The sequence below is a fragment of the Flavobacterium sp. AC105 genome (assembly GCF_979258495.1).
The window spans coordinates 4,455,573-4,473,043 of the sequence record NZ_OZ409860.1 but is presented as its reverse complement, the minus strand read 5'-3'; the positions used below and the strand labels follow the sequence as shown (position 1 = coordinate 4,473,043).

Sequence of the window (17,471 nt, the reverse complement as noted above, 5' to 3'; positions counted from 1 at the left end):
TTAATGATTATACCATTTAGACCAAATCGAATTCATTAGGTTTAATTGGATTGTCAGAATTATCATTTATTTAACAGATATGATATTGAATAATACTGAAGTCTAATAATGAAAAAGAGGCTTTAAAAGCCTCTTTTTATTCGAAAGATTAGTTGTTATCTTTTCGGTATTCTCTCATTTTCTCTCTTGCTTTGTCTTTGTTTTCTTCTTGAATAGACGTCCATTTTTTGTATTGATCGGCATTCAGAATCGCTTTCATTTTAGCATCGTTAGAATCTTTTTCTGCCATTAATTCTTTTTTGAAAGCTTCTCTTTCTTCAGCCGTTGGTTTTACGTCACTATCTTTTTTTGCCTGACGTGCTTCTCTGAATTTTTCTGCTTTAGCACTTCTTTCGGCTAAAAGTTGTTTTACTTGTGCTTGTTGATTAGCATCAAGATTTAATTCTGTGGTTAATTTTGCCAATTGCTTTTCGCTGCGTTGTTCCGGAGTTAATCTTTCTCTTTGATCGCGCGCCGGTTTTTGATCCATGTCTTGTGCAAAACTTACTACTCCAACGAATAGTAAAGCTGCAATAAATAATTTTTTCATGATGTAAGTTTTTTAATTGTTTATATCGATTAGACATTATTAAATTCAATAGGTTTAATTTGATCGTTAGAATTTTAATTTATTTAACAAATTGAAAAAGAATTCCTTAAAGCTTTTTTGTTGTAATAAGATTACAAAATTAAATGCTTAACTTAGTTCATTAAGAAATTAGACAAATTATCATGAGTGTAGCAATTATAACAAATACCAATAAAATCGCCTTTTTTTCGACTCAGCCTTACGATAAAGCTTTCTTTAATAAGTATAATGGTGATTTTGGTTTCGAATTGGATTTTTTTGAAACGCAACTAAATCCTCAAACCGTTATTTTAATCGAAAACGCTTCAATTGTATGTGTTTTTGTAAATGATATTGTCAACGAATCTGTTATAAAACAATTGGCAGAAAAGAATGTGAAAATAATTGCATTGCGTTGTGCAGGTTTTAATAACGTAGATTTAGAAGCCGCCAAAAAATACAATTTAAAAGTTTGTCGCGTTCCTGCATATTCTCCTCAGGCGGTCGCAGAACATGCAATGGCAATGATTTTAACTTTAAACCGAAAAACCCATAAAGCATACAACAGAGTTCGTGAACAAAATTTCTCCCTAAACGGATTATTAGGTTTTGATCTATTCGGCAAAACAATCGGAATCATCGGAACGGGAAATATCGGAAAAGCTTTTGCTAAAATTGCTTTAGGTTTTGGATGTAAAGTGCTGGCTTATGATATTATCACAAATCCGGAAATGGAAAAAGACGGAGTAAAATTTGTCTCTTTAGAAGAAATCTTTAAAACTAGCGATATTATTTCGCTGCATTGCCCGTTAAATGAGCAAACCAAACATATCATTAATAAAAAGTCTATTGATGAAATGAAAGACAGCGTAATGATTATCAATACAAGCCGTGGCGGATTGATAGAAACAGCTTGTGTTATTGAAGGTTTGAAAGAAGGGAAAATTGGATATCTGGGAATTGATGTTTATGAACAAGAAGAAAAACTTTTCTTCAGAGATTTATCTGCTGATATTATTCAGGATGATGCGATTCAGCGTTTAATGAGCTTTCCGAATGTTTTGGTAACCGCGCATCAGGCATTTTTTACGAATGAAGCTTTAACGCAAATCGCTTTGGTCACTTTTAATAATATTAAATCGTTATTGACGGAAAATGATATTGAGAATAAAGCGGCTTTATTGGTTTAAATTGAATTAGTTGGCAAACCCGATAGGTTTCGAAACGGAATCTTAAGAATAAAAAACAATAGTTATGAGATATAAAATTTTAATCGCCTTTGTAATTTTGGCGATAATTTCTTGTCAAAATAAAGGAAAGGAAAATATTGTTAAATCAATTGTTCAGGATACATTGTCAAAAACGGTAACAGGAACGGCAGATGTTAGTGATGCTTTTCCAAAAGAGAATGAAACAGTAGAATTAATTAGAAAACAGCTTTTGATTTTATTGAAAAATGATTTGCCCGCCATGACAAAAGAAGATCGGTTTTTCTATTACGACGCTTTCGATTTGAATAACGATAAAAAAGACGAATATTTCGTTGGTTTCTCGAATTCTTATTTCTGCGGAAGCGGTGGTTGTTCAGGTTATATTTTGAATAACGATGGAAGTTTAATGAATGCTTTTACCGTAACCGATTTTCCTATTTATATTACAACTTCATCAACTGATACATTTTACAATCTTATATTTCAAACAGGAGGAAAATTTCATTTTTTGAAAATAAAAAACGGAAAATATCCTTCAAATCCATCCGTTCAGGAAGTTTGGAAAGGAGATATTTCTAAAGAAAATTCGAAGGTTTTGGATATTCAGGGAAAGAAATTAGATAAGTATTCGTTTTAAAATTCAAACCCGACAGGGTTTTTCAACCTGTCGGGTTTCTATCATATTTGAGAAAGCCACTCTAAATCTTCTTTATCTAAATCTTCCTGAGAAATAACTCTGCCATATTTTATATCTTCTTCGCTTTGGTTAAGAATATCTAATTCAAATTGCTCGAATTGGTAAGTTTTTAAGTATTCATGATAATTGATTTACTAGAATTTAATAAGATTGCCTTCTGAAAATTCGGAATTATATTGCTTAAATAAAACTTTTCGTGCCTGATCTCCTGCTTTTACTATTCTTGAATTTGACTTGAAACAAATTTGAGAAAAAATTGATATTGAATCTAATTCAATTTTAGATTTATAAAATTCAATTGTTGCAATTAATTGTTTTGTTGCATCATTTCTTTCTTTTCTTCTATTTCTTGGTTTTACATCTTTCGACTCAATTAAATATAGCTTATTATTTTCAAACAAAACCCAATCACACTTTTTTGAATCTTCATTTTTCATGATGGAGTGTTCATTCTCGAGAAGTAAAATTTCTATCAAATTATCATTTTCTAAACAAAGATTCCAATACTCTTCTTCAGATCTAAACTGAGTTGTTGAGTCTTTAACTTCTTCAAGATAATAAACGGAATTTTCTAATATTTTATAGCAAACATCTTTTTGTAAATCAGGAAAATGAGCTAATAATTCTTCAAAACTCATAAATCTAAAAGTTTATCAAATTCATCAGCAAAAGTATCAGAAACAGAATCTATCATATTCTCTGCAATCTGCCCTAACTTATCATTCATGATCTTTTTTGCTTTCCCATTTTTCAATTCGTAAGCGATAAAGTTTTTAGGATTTAACCAAGATTCTTTTTTAATAATTTTATTTACTTCTTTTGGTTTGGCTTTTCCTTTATCATAAGCTAACAATAAATTATTAATAGAAGCTAAAACAAAAGGACTATGCGTAGTAAGAATTAAATTCTTTCTATCTAACAAACAATTTTTAACAAGGTATTTAATTAGTTCGTGTTGTGCTTTTGGATATAAATTTAATTCAGGTTCTTCAACAACAAAATTGAAATTATATTCTTCTTTTAATGATTTTGAGTATTCTACTAACAATAAAATAGGAATAACAGATTGTAGTCCTGAGGCAGACTCTAATAAATCAACCTTTTCATTTTCATTATGATAGATGTAAGATGTCTTTCCTTCTCTTTTGTATTTAAATTTTTTATCAATAATAGTTAATGGTAGTTCTTTTATAGATTGGATTGCTTTTTCGTATTCTTGTCCAGTAATTAATAAATGTTTTGGAATCTGCACATTATTATTAAGTAAGCCTAAAGCGTTTTCTTTGATTAAATGTAAAAAACTTCTTTCTGAAGGTATGTAGATAGAGTCAAATAAATATAAATCAGGAAATAAGTTTACTACGTTATCAAACAATTCAATATAACAATCTAAATTTTTTTCTTTTCCAATAATAGTAAGAATGGTGTCGATATCTCCAATCGTAAGTTTTTCAAATTTTTCCTTCTTCTTCAAAAATGTATAAAAATTACTTTTTTGTTTATCTGTTATAAAAAATTCAATTATTTCATTTCGATAAAAAACAGAATGTAAATTTAAGGAAATTAATATATTTTTTTTTACATCTTCCTGAGTATCAGTATCAATGTTTAGTCCGTAATTTTTATATTTTATTTTTATATCTTTAAAATATTCTAAAGCACTTTGAATATTAGTATTTGTTGATTCTAGATTATTGAACTCAAAAATAAATGGACTTTTGTCATAACTTATATTTTGATATTTAATATATGTTTGATCATTTAAAAATGAAGAAATGTTATATTTTCTCAACTCATCTTCAAATGAGAGATCTATTTTTTTTCTAAAAATTTCATCTTCCAATATGGAAATTAATTTAGCTAAAGTACTCTTTCCAGAAGCTTGTGCCCCAATAAAAGTAACCATTTCTCTAACTTCGATTTCAATATCTTTTAGAGGTCCGAAATTTTTAACAATAAGTTTTGCTCTTTCCATGTTTTCAAAATTAAGGAAAATTTTTATATAAGAAAAGGAGCTTCAATAAAAGCTCCTTTTTAAATTTTAATATGTTTTAAAGGAATCTATTCCACCAATTCCACAAATTTAAACTCACCATCCACAACCACTTTCGTCAAACCGTGTTTAGATAAATTTTTCATAGAAGCATCCCATTTTTTACCACTTAAATTAGCTGTAATTTTTAATTGCTGAAGATCCATTTTATTTTCATTTCCTTTCAATAAATCGATGATGAATTTTTCTTCGTCAGAAAGTTCAATCTGTGCTTGTTTTTTCTCCGGACGCATTTGCGGAAACAATAAAACTTCCTGAATCGATGCGTTGTTTGTTAAATACATAATCAAACGATCCATTCCAATTCCCATTCCGGATGTTGGCGGCATACCGTATTCTAAAGCTCTTAAGAAATCTTCGTCGATAATTCCGTTTGCTTCATCATCTCCTTTTTCAGAAAGACGCATTTGATCTTCAAAACGCTCACGCTGATCAATTGGGTCATTTAATTCAGAATATGCATTTGCAATTTCTTTACCACAAACCATTAATTCAAAACGTTCTGTAAGTTCAGGATTGTCACGGTGCTCTTTACAAAGAGGCGACATCTCTTTAGGATAATCCGTAATAAAAGTGGGCTGAATATAATTTCCTTCGCATTTAGCGCCAAAAATCTCATCGATCAATTTTCCTTTCCCCATTGTTTTATCAACGTCGATTCCCATTCCTCTTGCCGCTTCAAATAATTCATCTTCATTTTTTCCTGAAATATCAAAACCAGTAAAATGTTTGATAGAATCTGTCATCGTTACACGAGCATAAGGCGCTTTAAAGTTAATTTGGTGTTGACCAAAAGTAACTTCGCTGGTTCCGTTTACGGCAATCGCACAATGCTCAAGAAGGCCTTCAGCAAATTCCATCATCCAGTTGTAGTCTTTGTAGGCTACATATATTTCCATTGCGGTAAATTCAGGATTATGCGTTCTGTCCATACCTTCATTTCTGAAGTTTTTCGAGAATTCATAAACACCTTCAAAACCACCAACAATTAATCTTTTTAAATATAATTCGTTTGCAATACGCATGTAAAGCGGAATATCAAGCGAATTATGGTGCGTGATAAACGGACGCGCCGCAGCTCCACCCGCAATTGGCTGTAAAACCGGAGTTTCAACTTCAAGATATCCTGCATCGTTAAAATAACCACGCATTGCGCTAAATAACTTCGTTCGTTTGATAAAGTTTTCCTTAACCTGCGGATTCACTGTTAAATCTACATAACGCATTCTGTAACGTAACTCAGGATCTGTAAAAGCATCGTGAACGTTTCCGTCCACATCAACTCTTGGTAAAGGAAGAGGACGCAAAGTTTTACTTAAAAAAGTAAATCCACTAACACGAATACATTGTGCACCAACTTGTGTAGTAAATAATTCTCCTTCAATACCAACAAAGTCACCTAAATCAGTTAATTTTTTAAATACCGTGTTGTATAATGTTTTATCATCACCTTCACACAAAACATCGCGATTTACATATAATTGAATACGTCCTTCGCTATCCTGCAACTCAGCAAAACAAGCTTTTCCCTGATCTCTCACGCTCATCAAACGACCCGCAACGATCACCTTTTTACCTTCTTCAAACGATTCCTTTATCTGCTTCGAAGTGTGATTTACAGGAAAAAGATTAGCCGGATAAGGATTGATTCCTAAGTTGCGTAAGTTTTGAAGTTTTTCTCTTCTGATGATTTCTTGTTCTGATAATGCCATTTTGTGCTCTTTTTTAAGTGCGCAAAGATAAAGAAAAGAATGTAGATTTCAGAATGCAGTTTTTAGATTTTTTGAAGCAGAAAATTATCGTATTTCAATCACTTTTTGTCCCGCTATTCATTTCAATCTTTTATGCCGAACCACGGCATAAAAGGATTTCCATTTCTATCGGGGCTAGATAAGAAATTTTTGTTTCTATTAGACGTTTTAGTTGGAATGTATTTTTATAATAATTCAACACAATATTGTCAGGCTGAGCGGAGTCGAAGCCTTCGTAAGTAACTCCATATAGGAATTCGCTAATCTTTGTCGAGTTTCTTGCGAAAAGCTTCGACTCCGCTCAGCCTGACAAAAAACCGATAAAATATTATTTCTGCAAGTAATCAAATAAAAACCTTAGTATCTTAGCAAGTAAGAACCTCAGAACCTTTCCCAAAAATGAAATTCATACCATTCGTAATAATTCTAATTCTCCTTACAAGTTGTCAAGTCACAGAAACCATAACAATCAATCCTGACGGAAGCGGAACAATTGAAGTTATTCAGCTTCGGGACGAAAATAGTTATATGCAATTGGCAGGAGAAAATTATTCAAGAGAAGAAGCTTTTCAGGATACAACTTATGTTTTTAAGGAATATATAGCAAAATACAACGAAACGTTTTTGAAATATACGCCTGAAGAACAAAAGTTATTTCAAAAATATTCGAATGTAAAAGTACATCTCAAAAAAAGCTCTTTCGAAAAAGAATTCCGAAATACATTTACGCAGGATTTTATTAAAGTTTTGGATATTCCTGATTTGTACAAAACCGAAGATTATGCGGATGATCTCGCTAATAATTATGCTTTAACAGCCGAAAATCATTATTATAATATAGATTATACTTTTGACGGAACGGTTTTCAAACGCTTGGTTTCGGTTACAAATACGGGAGAACTTCAAAAAGCGAAAGATCGGTTTAAGAATACGGATCCAAAATATAAAACTTTAAAAATGACGCAATCCTACGTTTTACAATATCATTTTCCTAAGAAAATAAAATCGGTTTCAAATAATAAAGCAGTTATAAGTGCTGATAAAAAAACAATGACATTAGAATTTTTACTTTCAGATTGTTTTCAAAACCCTGAAATGACTAGTTTAGAAGTGGTTTTGGAATAATTTATAGGCCACGGATTTGACGAATTTAAACAGATTGAACGCAGGTTCTTTCGGCTAATCTTTATCAAACTTTGACAAAGATCTTCACTTCAAAAAATAAAAAAAATCAGTGTACGATCCGTTTAAATCCGTCAAATCGGTGGGTAATCTTCACATAAAGCATTCACCAAGTAAAATAGAGTTCGTATATTTGATAAAAATTTAGTCCTATGAAATTATATAAGTTACTTAGTTTTTCTTTTTTAATAGCAACATTAACAAGCTGCACTTTTACCGAAAACATTTATGTAAATGATAACGGAACCGGAAAATTTTCTGTAGATATGGATGGTTCGTCTTTGATGGCAATGGCGGGTGATCAAATTGGAAACCAAATGGGTGCCGATGCAAAAAAAGATATCGATTCGACTTTTACTTTCAAACAATTATTGGCAGAAAAAAAAGATAGTATTGCAAAATTATCTCCTGAAGCTCAAAAGGAAATTAAAAAACTAGAAGATCTTGTTGTTAATATTAAAATGAATGGAGAGAAAAAGGAATTTCTGATGACGTTTTCGAGAGATTTTAAAAACGTAAATGATTTACAGGATATTCTGCAATCTATGGGCACGCTTCAAAAATTAGAAGGCGGCGCAAGCGCTTCGAATCCTTTGGGTGGCGGATTAGGAACCAATAATAGTACCTTAAGTTATACGTACGACGGAAAAAAATTTACACGAAAAGCCATAATCGACAAACAAAAAATAGCCGAAAAAGCAAAAGATACGGCGGCAGATATGTCGAAAATGATTTTTGCTTCTTCCAATTATATTATAAAATATCACTTTCCTAAACGAATTAAAAAGGTTTCGAATCCGGATGCTTTGTTTAGTGAAGACCGAAAAACAATTACAATTCAGTACCCTTTCACGGATTATATGGAGAATCCTGACAAACTCAACTTTGATGTGGAGTTTGAAAAATAATTAAAATGAATAAAAAAATTCAACTTCAAGATTTAGGAAGTAAAGATTATAAATCGACCTGGGAATATCAGGAAGAACTTTTTAAGGACATAGTCGACTTAAAAATCAAAAACAGAAGAGAAGAACTCGAATTGCCAACCCCAAATTATTTGCTGTTTGTAGAACATCCGCACGTTTATACGTTGGGTAAAAGTGGTGATCTTGAGAACCTTTTATTAAACGAAAAGCAACTCGAAGCAAAAGGCGCAACCTTTTATAAAATTAATCGTGGCGGTGATATTACGTATCACGGACCCGGACAAATTGTAGGTTATCCGATTTTGGACCTTGAAAATTTCTTTACGGATATTCATAAATATTTACGTTTTCTGGAAGAATCAGTTATTCTGACATTGGCAGAATATGGATTGGAATCCGGAAGAAGTGAAGGAGAAACCGGTGTTTGGTTAGGTGTTGGAACTCCGTTTGCCAGAAAAATTTGTGCGCTTGGCGTACGCGCTTCACGGTGGGTAACGATGCACGGATTTGCTTTGAATGTAAATGTAGATTTAGGCTATTTTGATAATATTATTCCGTGTGGAATTCGCGGAAAAGGCGTTACTTCATTGCAAGTAGAACTTGGCGTAGAAAAAGTGGATGAAGATGAAGTAAAAGCCAAAATTATAAAACATTTGACTCAATTATTTGAGGCTGAATTTGTTTAAAAGCTTCTAAAATATAAATAGAATGAAAAATGCTGAAGAAAATAACAATTATAAAATTGCTGTTCCTTCAGCATTTGAATCTGTTTTTTCTCATTTCTATTTTGCCGAAAACAAAACAGAATTTCCCATAACCAAAACATTGTTGCCAAGTTTTCAAACCATTCTGGTGTTTAATTTTGGAACAAAATCATCTTTAAAATCACAGCATAATACTGTTTTAGAAATCGAAAAATGTCTGGTTTTAGGTCCAATAAAACAAGCTTTCGAGTATACTTTAGAACCAAATTCAGAAATTTTAGTTGCCAATTTTAAAGAAGATGCTTTTTATAGATTTTTCGGGAATGCTTTATTGACGCATTCCTTGCCCATTCATCCCGATGCTTTAATTCCTGAAAATTGTTTTTCTGCTTTATGGGAAGAATTAAAAATGATTCCTGATATAAAAAATCGCGTTGGGTATATATTAGATTTCTGCAAACCTTATTTGCGGGATAAAAATAGTATTACAACACTTTTAGCTGATTTTAAAGATGAAACTTTAAATCCGATAAAAGCAATTGCTTCAAAAACCAACCAGACAGAACGCAATATTCAGCTTAATCAAAAGAAATTTTTTGGTTATACTATTAAAGAAGTCAATCGATATGAACGGTTTTTAAAAGCTGTTGAAGCAATTCAGCAGGATATTTTAAATGATCTTAAAACAGACTGGCTTTCTATTGTTGATCGGTGTGGTTATTATGATCAAAGTCAGCTTATTCATGATTTTAAATATTATATGGATATTTCCCCAACTAAATTTCTGAAATTCCAGAATGATATTTGTATTTCGAAACCAGAATAAGCCGTTTTCGTTTTCTTACAATTGTATCCAAATCTTGCGTTCTACATTTGTCATGTTCAATCTTTAAAAATAGAAAACATGAAAAATTTAATTATTTATGCGCATCCAAATTCAGCAAGTTTAAATCATTTCTTCAAAGAAACTGTTGTGGAAAGTTTAGAAAATTCAGGACAGGAAGTTGTGGTGAGGGATTTATATGAAATCAATTTTAATCCGGTTCTTTCTTTAGAAGATATGAACGGACAACGCATGGGAAAAGTCGCGAATGAGGTACAAACAGAACAGGATTTTATAAACTGGGCAGATCGAATTATTTTTGTTTATCCAATTTGGTGGACGGGAATGCCAGCGATTATGAAAGGTTATATTGATCGTGTTTTTAGTTACGGTTTTGCTTATCGATACGATCAGGGCGTTCAAAAAGGTTTATTGACGGGAAAACAGACCATCATTATTAATTCGCATGGAAAATCAAATGCAGAATATGAAGCAATTGGTATGGATAAAGCTCTGAAATTAACTTCTGACACCGGGATCTTCACCTATTGCGGATTAGAAATCAAACAGCATTTTTATTTTGATAAAGCTGACAGGGCTTCTGTTGAAGCTATTGAAGACTGGAAAAATCAGATTATAGCTGCTTTTAAATCTGTGGATGAAGTTTCTGTTTTTGTATAGAAATTTATTTTTGGAAAAAAATACTGCAAAAAATGTAAAAATGATGGGTTCAGGGGCAAGATTTTGAATTGATAGTAAATTATAAAAATGTTGAGGTTTTGTGGGGTTTTTATGCTAAATTTGGTATTATGCTTTAACTAAATTTAATTTTAAAACTTATGAGAAAAATCTACTTCCTTTGTTTCCTTTTTATGTTCAATGGTCTTTTTGCTCAAAAGAAGGATAAATTAAGTCCAATTGCAGCTTATGAAAAAGTATGGCAGGAGCATAATAGTGATGTGCGATTAAAATTGATAAAAACAATTTGGTTAGACGACAGTACTTTCGAAGATCCTTCGGCATCTATAAAAGGAACCGTTGCTTTAAATAATGTTATAAACGAATTTTATAAAAAATTTCCGGATGCGATATTAACGTCAGGATCTAAAGTTGTAAAAGACAACTATGTAAGCTGGGATTGGAAAATTCTGGATTCAAAAAATAAACTCATAATGGCAGGCCGTGATTTTGCCAGATTGAATGGTAAAGGACAAGTAAGCAAAATTATTGGTTTTTGGGATACAGATGCTACCTTATCGGAAGCTGAAATTTTGCAACATCTAGAAGCAGATAATTTTAAAGTTGTCGCACAATATTTTGAATATCTTTTTAAAACCAGAAATCTTACTGCAATGTCAACTTTAATCGAAGAAGGAGCCGTTTATAACCAGGCAGAAGGATTGCCTTACGGCGGAACTTATGTTGGTTTTAACGAGTGGACAAAAATGTATGCAAAATCAGCTGAATTTTTTGATTTGCAAATAGAAAAAGAACCTGTTTATTTTAGCGATGCCACTAAAAATGAAGTTATTATTTATTTTACAATAAAATGCAGAGCCAAGAAATCAGGCAAAACACTTTCGATGCCAATTTCTGAGCATTTCGATTTAAAAAACGGAAAGATTACCGCAATCAGGCCTTTTTATTTTGATACCAAGCAATTTGCAGAGTTCTTAAAAAGTAAAAAGTAAAAAGTGGAACAAGTAAAATAATAAAAAACCCAAATAAAAAGGCTTATCGTTTGATAAGCCTTTTATTCTTCAAAAAAATCTAATTCTAATTGATCCGGTAAAAGTCTAAAACTCATTCGGTGGTATTTTGTAGTGCCATATTTTCTAATGGCATCGCGATGTTCCTTAGTTGGATAGCCTTTGTTTTGTTTCCAGTTATACATTGGGAATTCTTCATGAATTTGTTCCATATATTCGTCCCGATATGTTTTTGCTAAAACAGAAGCTGCAGCAATACTCAGGAATTTCCCGTCTCCCTGAATGATACTTTGATTCGGAATCGATTTTAATAATTCAATTTCTGCAGAAGAGAATTGTTTTCCAAAAGTATTCTTTAAACCCAGTTTTGCGTTCAAAGCGCGATTTCCATCCACAATAATAAATTCAGGCTTTTGATGTAATTTCAAAATACATTCCTGCATTCCTTTCATCGAAGCGTTCAGGATATTTATTTCGTCGATTTCTTCAGGAAATAAATGCGTTACGGCGAAACAAACGGCATGCTGTTCAATAAGTGGTCTTAAAAACGCTCTTGTTTTTTCAGACAATTGTTTACTGTCATTTAAAATTTCGTGCTCAAATTCAGCAGGCAAAATTATTGCAGCAGCAGTTACAGGTCCGGCTAAGCAACCACGACCAGCTTCATCAGTCCCCGTTTCGAAAATAAATCCGGAAAAGTTTTTTGCAAGCATTTTTTAAATTTTAAAAAGCAAATATTGTAAATTTTTTCTAAAACAGAAGTAGAGATTAACGAAATATTATATACTTATTGGTTCTATTTTTTTGAGAAGGAACATTTTGTTAATTTTTAACGTTTTATTTCTTGTTATAATTATTTTTTTTAAACAATTGATGAAAATATCTATCATTCAGATAATCTGTGTTTTACAGCTTGATTTTATAGACAATTGTTTATGTTTATTTGTATAAAGTAAGAAAGTAATGATATTTAACGTTTTAAAAATTGTTATTGTAAGAAAATAATTTCATTTTTGTTAAATTATTAACTCAAAATAATTTAGCATGAGATTAAAATTTACATGTATTTTAACCTTCTTAGCCCTGTTTATTATGCAGTTTTCTTTTGCACAGGAAAGAATGATTTCTGGAATTGTTTCAGATGGAGCTGGACCAATTCCCGGTGTGAACGTGAATGTAAAAGGAACAAAAAATAGTGCTCAAACCGATTTGGATGGCAAATATGTCGTTAGGGCAAAAACCGGAGATGCTATTGTGTTTTCATACATGGGATTGCAGGATGTTGTCGTTACCGTTGGGACTTCGTCTACTGTGAATGCTAAAATGCAGGAGGATGGTAAGACATTGGATGAAGTTGTGGTTGTGGCTTTTGGAACCCAGAAGAAACAAGAAATCACGGGAGCAGTATCTAAAATTGACTCAAAAATGTTAGAAACTACACAAGCTTCTAATGCTGTTCAATCCTTGACTGGTAAGGTTGCGGGTGTACAAATTAGTGCAAATTCAGGACAACCGGGAGATGCGCCTCAGGTAAGATTTAGGGGAATAGGATCTATTTCGTCGTCTAACGCACCTTTATATGTAGTAGATGGTATACCATTTAATGGAGATATAAATTCTATAGCGACTCAGGATATTGAATCAATTAGCTTTTTGAAAGATGCTTCGTCAAATGCATTATACGGCAGCAGAGGTGCAAATGGAGTAATTATAGTTACAACCAAAAAAGGTAAAAAAGGGCAGTTAAAAATTACTTATGAAACCAAAATTGGAGTTAATTCAAGATCTGTTCCTGAATATGATATGATTTCAAATCCGGCTGATTATTATAAAGCAGTTTATAACAGGGTTAAAAACGGCTTGATTTATCAGGGGCAAACGTCTGCTAATGCATCAAGTACAGCGGCCCAAAATCTAATTAATGGAGATACGTATTCCCTTGGATACAATAATTATAATGTAGCCAATAATCAGGTTATAAATCCGGCTACCGGAGAAATAAATACAGATGCGAAGTTATTATACCATGATAACTGGTCAAGAGCATTATTTAGGGATGCCATTAGACAAGAGCAATACTTGAGTTTATCAAGCAGTACTGATAATCTTAGTTCTTACTTGTCATTAGGATATCTGTCTGACGGCGGATATACAATTAATTCAGATTTTGAGCGTGTAACTTTAAGAGCAAATGTTGATTATACTGTTTCGAGTAAAGTTAAAGTTGGAACAAATATCAACTATGCACATTCAAATCAAAACGCTCCAATTTCAAAAACATCATCTTCAACTTATAGTAATTTGTTTGGTTGGGCAAGAAATATAGCGCCTATTTATCCAGTTTGGCAAAGAGATGGTAATGGCAATATGATGTATAACGAAGACGGTAGCCGATCTTATGATTTTAACCAGCAAGGCGATAGACCATATGGTTCAAATCTTAATCCTTATGCTACTACGTTATTGAACACAAAATTAAATGAGGAGAATAAATTTGGTGCCAGAGGTTATGTTTCTATTGATTTTTTAAAAGATTTTAATTTTAGATACAATCTTGGATATGATTTATTATCCGGCTATTATTTAACGAGCACTACCGGAGAAGGTGGTGATGATATGGGAGTTAATGGAAGAATAGGAACAGCAACTAAAAATGAATATACATTAACGAATCAGCAATTACTATCTTGGAAAAAAACTTTCGGGCAGCATTCATTTGATGTACTTGTAGGACATGAATCATCTGACTTTACTTCAAAAATGTTAGCGGGGCAAAAAAGTAATGTTGTAATACCTGATTTGCCAGTTATTAGTAATGCTACTAAATATAGTTATGTAGACGGGTATAATGATTTGTATAAAGTTGAAGGCTATTTTTCGAGAGTAAACTATAATTATAAAAACAAGTATTTTGTTAATGGTAGTTTCAGAAGAGATGGATCTTCTGTATTTGCAGAAGAAAACAGATGGGGGAATTTCTATGGTTTTGGAGGCGCATGGTCTGTAATGAAAGAATCATTCTTTCCTAAAACAAAATGGATTACTGATTTAAGAATAAAAGGCAGTTACGGAGAACAAGGAAATGATAATATACTTTATCCGGTAACGTCACAAATTAGTCATCGCAGCTACTTTAGCAGTTTAAGAAATTATTATGCCTATGAGACGCAATATGAAGTTGTTCCTGATTCTGAGGGTAATGCAAGTGTTTTAAATGTTTTCGAATCAGATAGAAATGTTAAATGGGAAAAATCGAAAAATCTAAACGTTGGATTTGATATCACATTATTTGATAGAATTTCTATTGAAGCTGAATATTTCGAAAGAAATGTAAGTGATTTGATTTATAACTTTCCAATTGCTTTATCTACAGGAACTTCATTTGTTTCAAAAAATATTGGAGATATGGGGAATAAAGGTGTTGAGCTAAATTTAGGAATTGATATTATTAAAAATAAAAATGTTTATTTTAATATTTGGGGTAATGCAACGCATTATAAAAATAAGATAACATCATTACCTAAAGCATTTACAGATGGAATTTATCGTTTTGAAGTTGGTGCGCCTGCGTATTCTTATTTCCTGAAGGAATTTGCAGGAGTTGACAAAACGAATGGAGATGCATTATGGTACAAAGACGAGAAAGATGCTTCTGGAAATTTAACCGGAAATAAATTAATTACTAATGTATTTGGAGATGCTACAACATATTTGAGTAAAAAAGATGCCAATCCGGATGTTTACGGTGGTTTTGGAACTCTTTTCAGATTCAGGGATATTACATTCCAGGCAAGTTTTGCTTACCAATTTGGCGGATATATGTATGATGGAATTTATCAAAGTGCCATGTATTCAGGGTCAGATAATATTGGGCAAAATTATCACACAGATGTAACAAAAGCATGGACAGTTGACAATCCAAATTCAGATATACCAAGAATTGATCATATTTCTACTTTTCAAATGGGAGCCTCTGATTATTTCTTAATAAAATCAGATTATATAAGTATTCAGGATGTCTCTATATCGTATGATTTTAAAAATGACAGACTTACCGATTTAGGAATTCAATCGACAAAATTTACTTTGATGGGGTCTAATCTTGCATTATGGTCTGAGAGAAAAGGAATGGATCCAAGATTAAACAACTTAGGCACCAGATCTAATAATGGTCAGTCTCTAAATGTATATGGAGTAATGAAGTCTATTTCATTTGGTTTAACAGTTAATTTTTAAGAACATGAAAAAAATAATAATAATAACATTAACGATGTTGATGTTAACGGGCTGTGATAAGGAATTTTTGGATACCGTACCTCAATCTACCATAAATGATGAGCAGCTTTCTAAATCTGCTTCGGCTAACCAGGCGATTGTAAGCGGAATTTATGCTGCATTGCGATCTTACGGATTAGCAATTGGAGGTAATCACGAAGATTACGGTCATAAATCTGTGCTGTCTGCGATGGATATGATGTCTAACGATATGTTGATGACTAAATCAAGCTGGTACCAGTCCTTTTATACATATTTAGGAAGACAACAAGTAAATTCGAGATCAAGATTAATATGGAATACGTATTATCCTCAAATTAAATCTACAAATATTGTATTAGGCGGTATTCCATCAAATACAACAGATGAAAAATTAAAAGAAATTAGAGGACAAGCTTTAGCATTAAGAGGGTATTTCTATTTTATGTTGGCACGTACTTATGGCCCAACTTATGTAGGAAATGAAGCGAAACTATGTGTGCCTCTTTATACAGAAGTAACATTAGAAGGTAAAGCAAGATCAACAGTAAGCGAAGTATATGATTTGATACAAGATGACTTGAACGAGTCTATCGAGTTATTGGCAGCTTACAAGCGTTCAAACAATGATTCAGTTGATAAGACTGTTGCACAGGCTTTTTTAGCAGATGTTTATTTGGAAATGGGTAAATACTCAGATGCTGCTGCTACAGCACATTTGGCAAGACAAGGTTATTCCTTACTTAACGAAGTTGATTGGATGAATGGTTTTTATATTACAAAATCTAATGAAACTATGTGGGGAGCAACAATGAATTCATCAATTACGACTTTTGTTGCGAATTTCTTTGGGCATTTTGATAATACAAATCCATCAGGATATGCCGGAGGAATGGGCGTTTATAAAAATATAGACAAAAAACTTTATAATAGTATTTCAGATACTGATTTTAGAAAGAAAGCTTTTGTTTCTCCATCAGGCAATGCAACTTATCCATCTTTGCCTGCATATGCAAATATAAAATTCAGAGATCCAACTATAGATTCAGGCAGTTACATTTACTTAAGATCATCAGAAATGTATTATATCGAGGCAGAAGCTCTTGCAAGATCAGGAAATGAAGCATCGGCAAAAGAAGTATTGTACGAAATAACAATTACCAGAGACCCAGCGTATATATTATCATCAAATTCCGGTGCAGCTTTAATAAGTGAAATCATTCTTCAAAAAAGAATTGAATTATGGGGAGAAGGTTGTGCCTGGTACGATATGAAACGTTTAGGAATTGGTTTGTTAAGAGATTATGAAGGAACAAATCATCCGGCTTTCGGTAGATTTAACATTCCGGCTGGGGATAACAAATTTATTTTCCAGATGCCACAAGCAGAAATGGATGCTAATCCTTTAATGATTCAAAACGATTTATAAATTTTTCTCATTAATTTTAAAACTGCCCAAGATTATTGGGCAGTTTTTTTATATGCAAGCTTGAAAACTTCCCAATACTAAAAGTATTTTTTTATACGTTTTTATCTTTTACCTTTGCTTGATAA

The 17,471-nt window shown here is 32.1% G+C and carries 15 protein-coding genes; 10 read left to right on the top strand and 5 right to left on the bottom strand.

Annotated features, from left to right (window positions below):
• Nucleotides 1–148: 148 nt before the first annotated feature.
• Nucleotides 149–589: a hypothetical protein gene (locus tag ACZ0AH_RS18550; protein WP_463477256.1), complete on the bottom strand. Its 441-nt coding sequence runs from the start codon at nucleotides 587–589 to the stop codon at nucleotides 149–151.
• Between the two features lie 182 nt (nucleotides 590–771).
• On the opposite strand from ACZ0AH_RS18550, the gene ACZ0AH_RS18545 reads away from it, so the two are divergent.
• Together ACZ0AH_RS18545 and ACZ0AH_RS18540 are read left to right on the top strand one after the other, a co-directional pair.
• Nucleotides 772–1,797 (top strand): 2-hydroxyacid dehydrogenase, encoded by a 1,026-nt coding sequence (locus ACZ0AH_RS18545; RefSeq protein WP_463477255.1) that lies wholly within the window; start codon nucleotides 772–774, stop codon nucleotides 1,795–1,797.
• A gap of 64 nt (nucleotides 1,798–1,861) precedes the next feature.
• Entirely contained in the window at nucleotides 1,862–2,455 is a 594-nt protein-coding gene (locus tag ACZ0AH_RS18540; protein ID WP_463477254.1) for a hypothetical protein, read from the top strand.
• 194 nt (nucleotides 2,456–2,649) lie between these two features.
• Here the strand turns inward: ACZ0AH_RS18540 and ACZ0AH_RS18535 are convergent, their stop codons facing one another.
• The 3 genes from ACZ0AH_RS18535 to lysS all read right to left on the bottom strand — a co-directional run bounded on the left by ACZ0AH_RS18535 (nucleotide 2,650) and on the right by lysS (nucleotide 6,280).
• Nucleotides 2,650–3,153 carry a hypothetical protein gene (locus tag ACZ0AH_RS18535; protein ID WP_463477253.1) on the bottom strand — a complete coding sequence of 168 codons (504 nt, stop codon included), beginning with the start codon at nucleotides 3,151–3,153 and terminating at the stop codon, nucleotides 2,650–2,652.
• On the bottom strand, nucleotides 3,150–4,490 hold the full coding sequence (locus ACZ0AH_RS18530) for an AAA family ATPase (protein ID WP_463477252.1): 1,341 nt from the start codon (nucleotides 4,488–4,490) through the stop codon (nucleotides 3,150–3,152). The genes ACZ0AH_RS18535 and ACZ0AH_RS18530 overlap by 4 nt, the downstream gene beginning before the upstream one ends.
• An 86-nt stretch (nucleotides 4,491–4,576) precedes the next feature.
• Nucleotides 4,577–6,280, bottom strand: a complete 1,704-nt coding sequence (lysS, locus tag ACZ0AH_RS18525) for a lysine--tRNA ligase (protein ID WP_463477251.1) — start codon at nucleotides 6,278–6,280, stop codon at nucleotides 4,577–4,579.
• A 438-nt stretch (nucleotides 6,281–6,718) separates the two neighbouring features.
• Between lysS and ACZ0AH_RS18520 the strand changes: the two genes are divergently transcribed.
• The 6 genes from ACZ0AH_RS18520 (at nucleotide 6,719) to ACZ0AH_RS18495 (ending at nucleotide 11,645) form a co-directional block, all read left to right on the top strand.
• Nucleotides 6,719–7,444 (top strand): hypothetical protein, encoded by a 726-nt coding sequence (locus tag ACZ0AH_RS18520; RefSeq protein ID WP_463477250.1) that lies wholly within the window; start codon nucleotides 6,719–6,721, stop codon nucleotides 7,442–7,444.
• Between the two features lie 209 nt (nucleotides 7,445–7,653).
• Nucleotides 7,654–8,409: a hypothetical protein gene (locus ACZ0AH_RS18515; RefSeq protein WP_463477249.1), complete on the top strand. Its 756-nt coding sequence runs from the start codon at nucleotides 7,654–7,656 to the stop codon at nucleotides 8,407–8,409.
• A 5-nt stretch (nucleotides 8,410–8,414) separates the two neighbouring features.
• Nucleotides 8,415–9,113 carry a lipoyl(octanoyl) transferase LipB gene (lipB, locus tag ACZ0AH_RS18510; protein ID WP_463477248.1) on the top strand — a complete coding sequence of 233 codons (699 nt, stop codon included), beginning with the start codon at nucleotides 8,415–8,417 and terminating at the stop codon, nucleotides 9,111–9,113.
• 22 nt (nucleotides 9,114–9,135) lie between these two features.
• Nucleotides 9,136–9,957, top strand: a complete 822-nt coding sequence (locus ACZ0AH_RS18505; protein ID WP_463477247.1) for a DUF6597 domain-containing transcriptional factor — start codon at nucleotides 9,136–9,138, stop codon at nucleotides 9,955–9,957.
• Nucleotides 9,958–10,035: 78 nt separating this feature from the next.
• The gene (locus ACZ0AH_RS18500; protein ID WP_463477246.1) at nucleotides 10,036–10,635 is read left to right on the top strand and encodes an NAD(P)H-dependent oxidoreductase; all 600 of its coding nucleotides are present in this window, start codon (nucleotides 10,036–10,038) and stop codon (nucleotides 10,633–10,635) included.
• Between the two features lie 158 nt (nucleotides 10,636–10,793).
• Nucleotides 10,794–11,645 (top strand): nuclear transport factor 2 family protein, encoded by an 852-nt coding sequence (locus ACZ0AH_RS18495; protein ID WP_463477245.1) that lies wholly within the window; start codon nucleotides 10,794–10,796, stop codon nucleotides 11,643–11,645.
• 62 nt (nucleotides 11,646–11,707) lie between these two features.
• Here ACZ0AH_RS18495 and ACZ0AH_RS18490 read toward each other — a convergent pair whose 3' ends face one another.
• On the bottom strand, nucleotides 11,708–12,376 hold the full coding sequence (locus ACZ0AH_RS18490) for a ribonuclease HII (protein ID WP_463477244.1): 669 nt from the start codon (nucleotides 12,374–12,376) through the stop codon (nucleotides 11,708–11,710).
• A 331-nt stretch (nucleotides 12,377–12,707) separates the two neighbouring features.
• Between ACZ0AH_RS18490 and ACZ0AH_RS18485 the strand changes: the two genes are divergently transcribed.
• A complete protein-coding gene (locus tag ACZ0AH_RS18485; protein WP_463477243.1) occupies nucleotides 12,708–15,899 on the top strand; it encodes a SusC/RagA family TonB-linked outer membrane protein in 3,192 nt (1,063 codons plus the stop codon).
• Between the two features lie 4 nt (nucleotides 15,900–15,903).
• Nucleotides 15,904–17,346, top strand: coding sequence for a RagB/SusD family nutrient uptake outer membrane protein (locus ACZ0AH_RS18480; protein ID WP_463477242.1), 1,443 nt, complete (start codon nucleotides 15,904–15,906; stop codon nucleotides 17,344–17,346).
• Nucleotides 17,347–17,471: the final 125 nt, after the last annotated feature.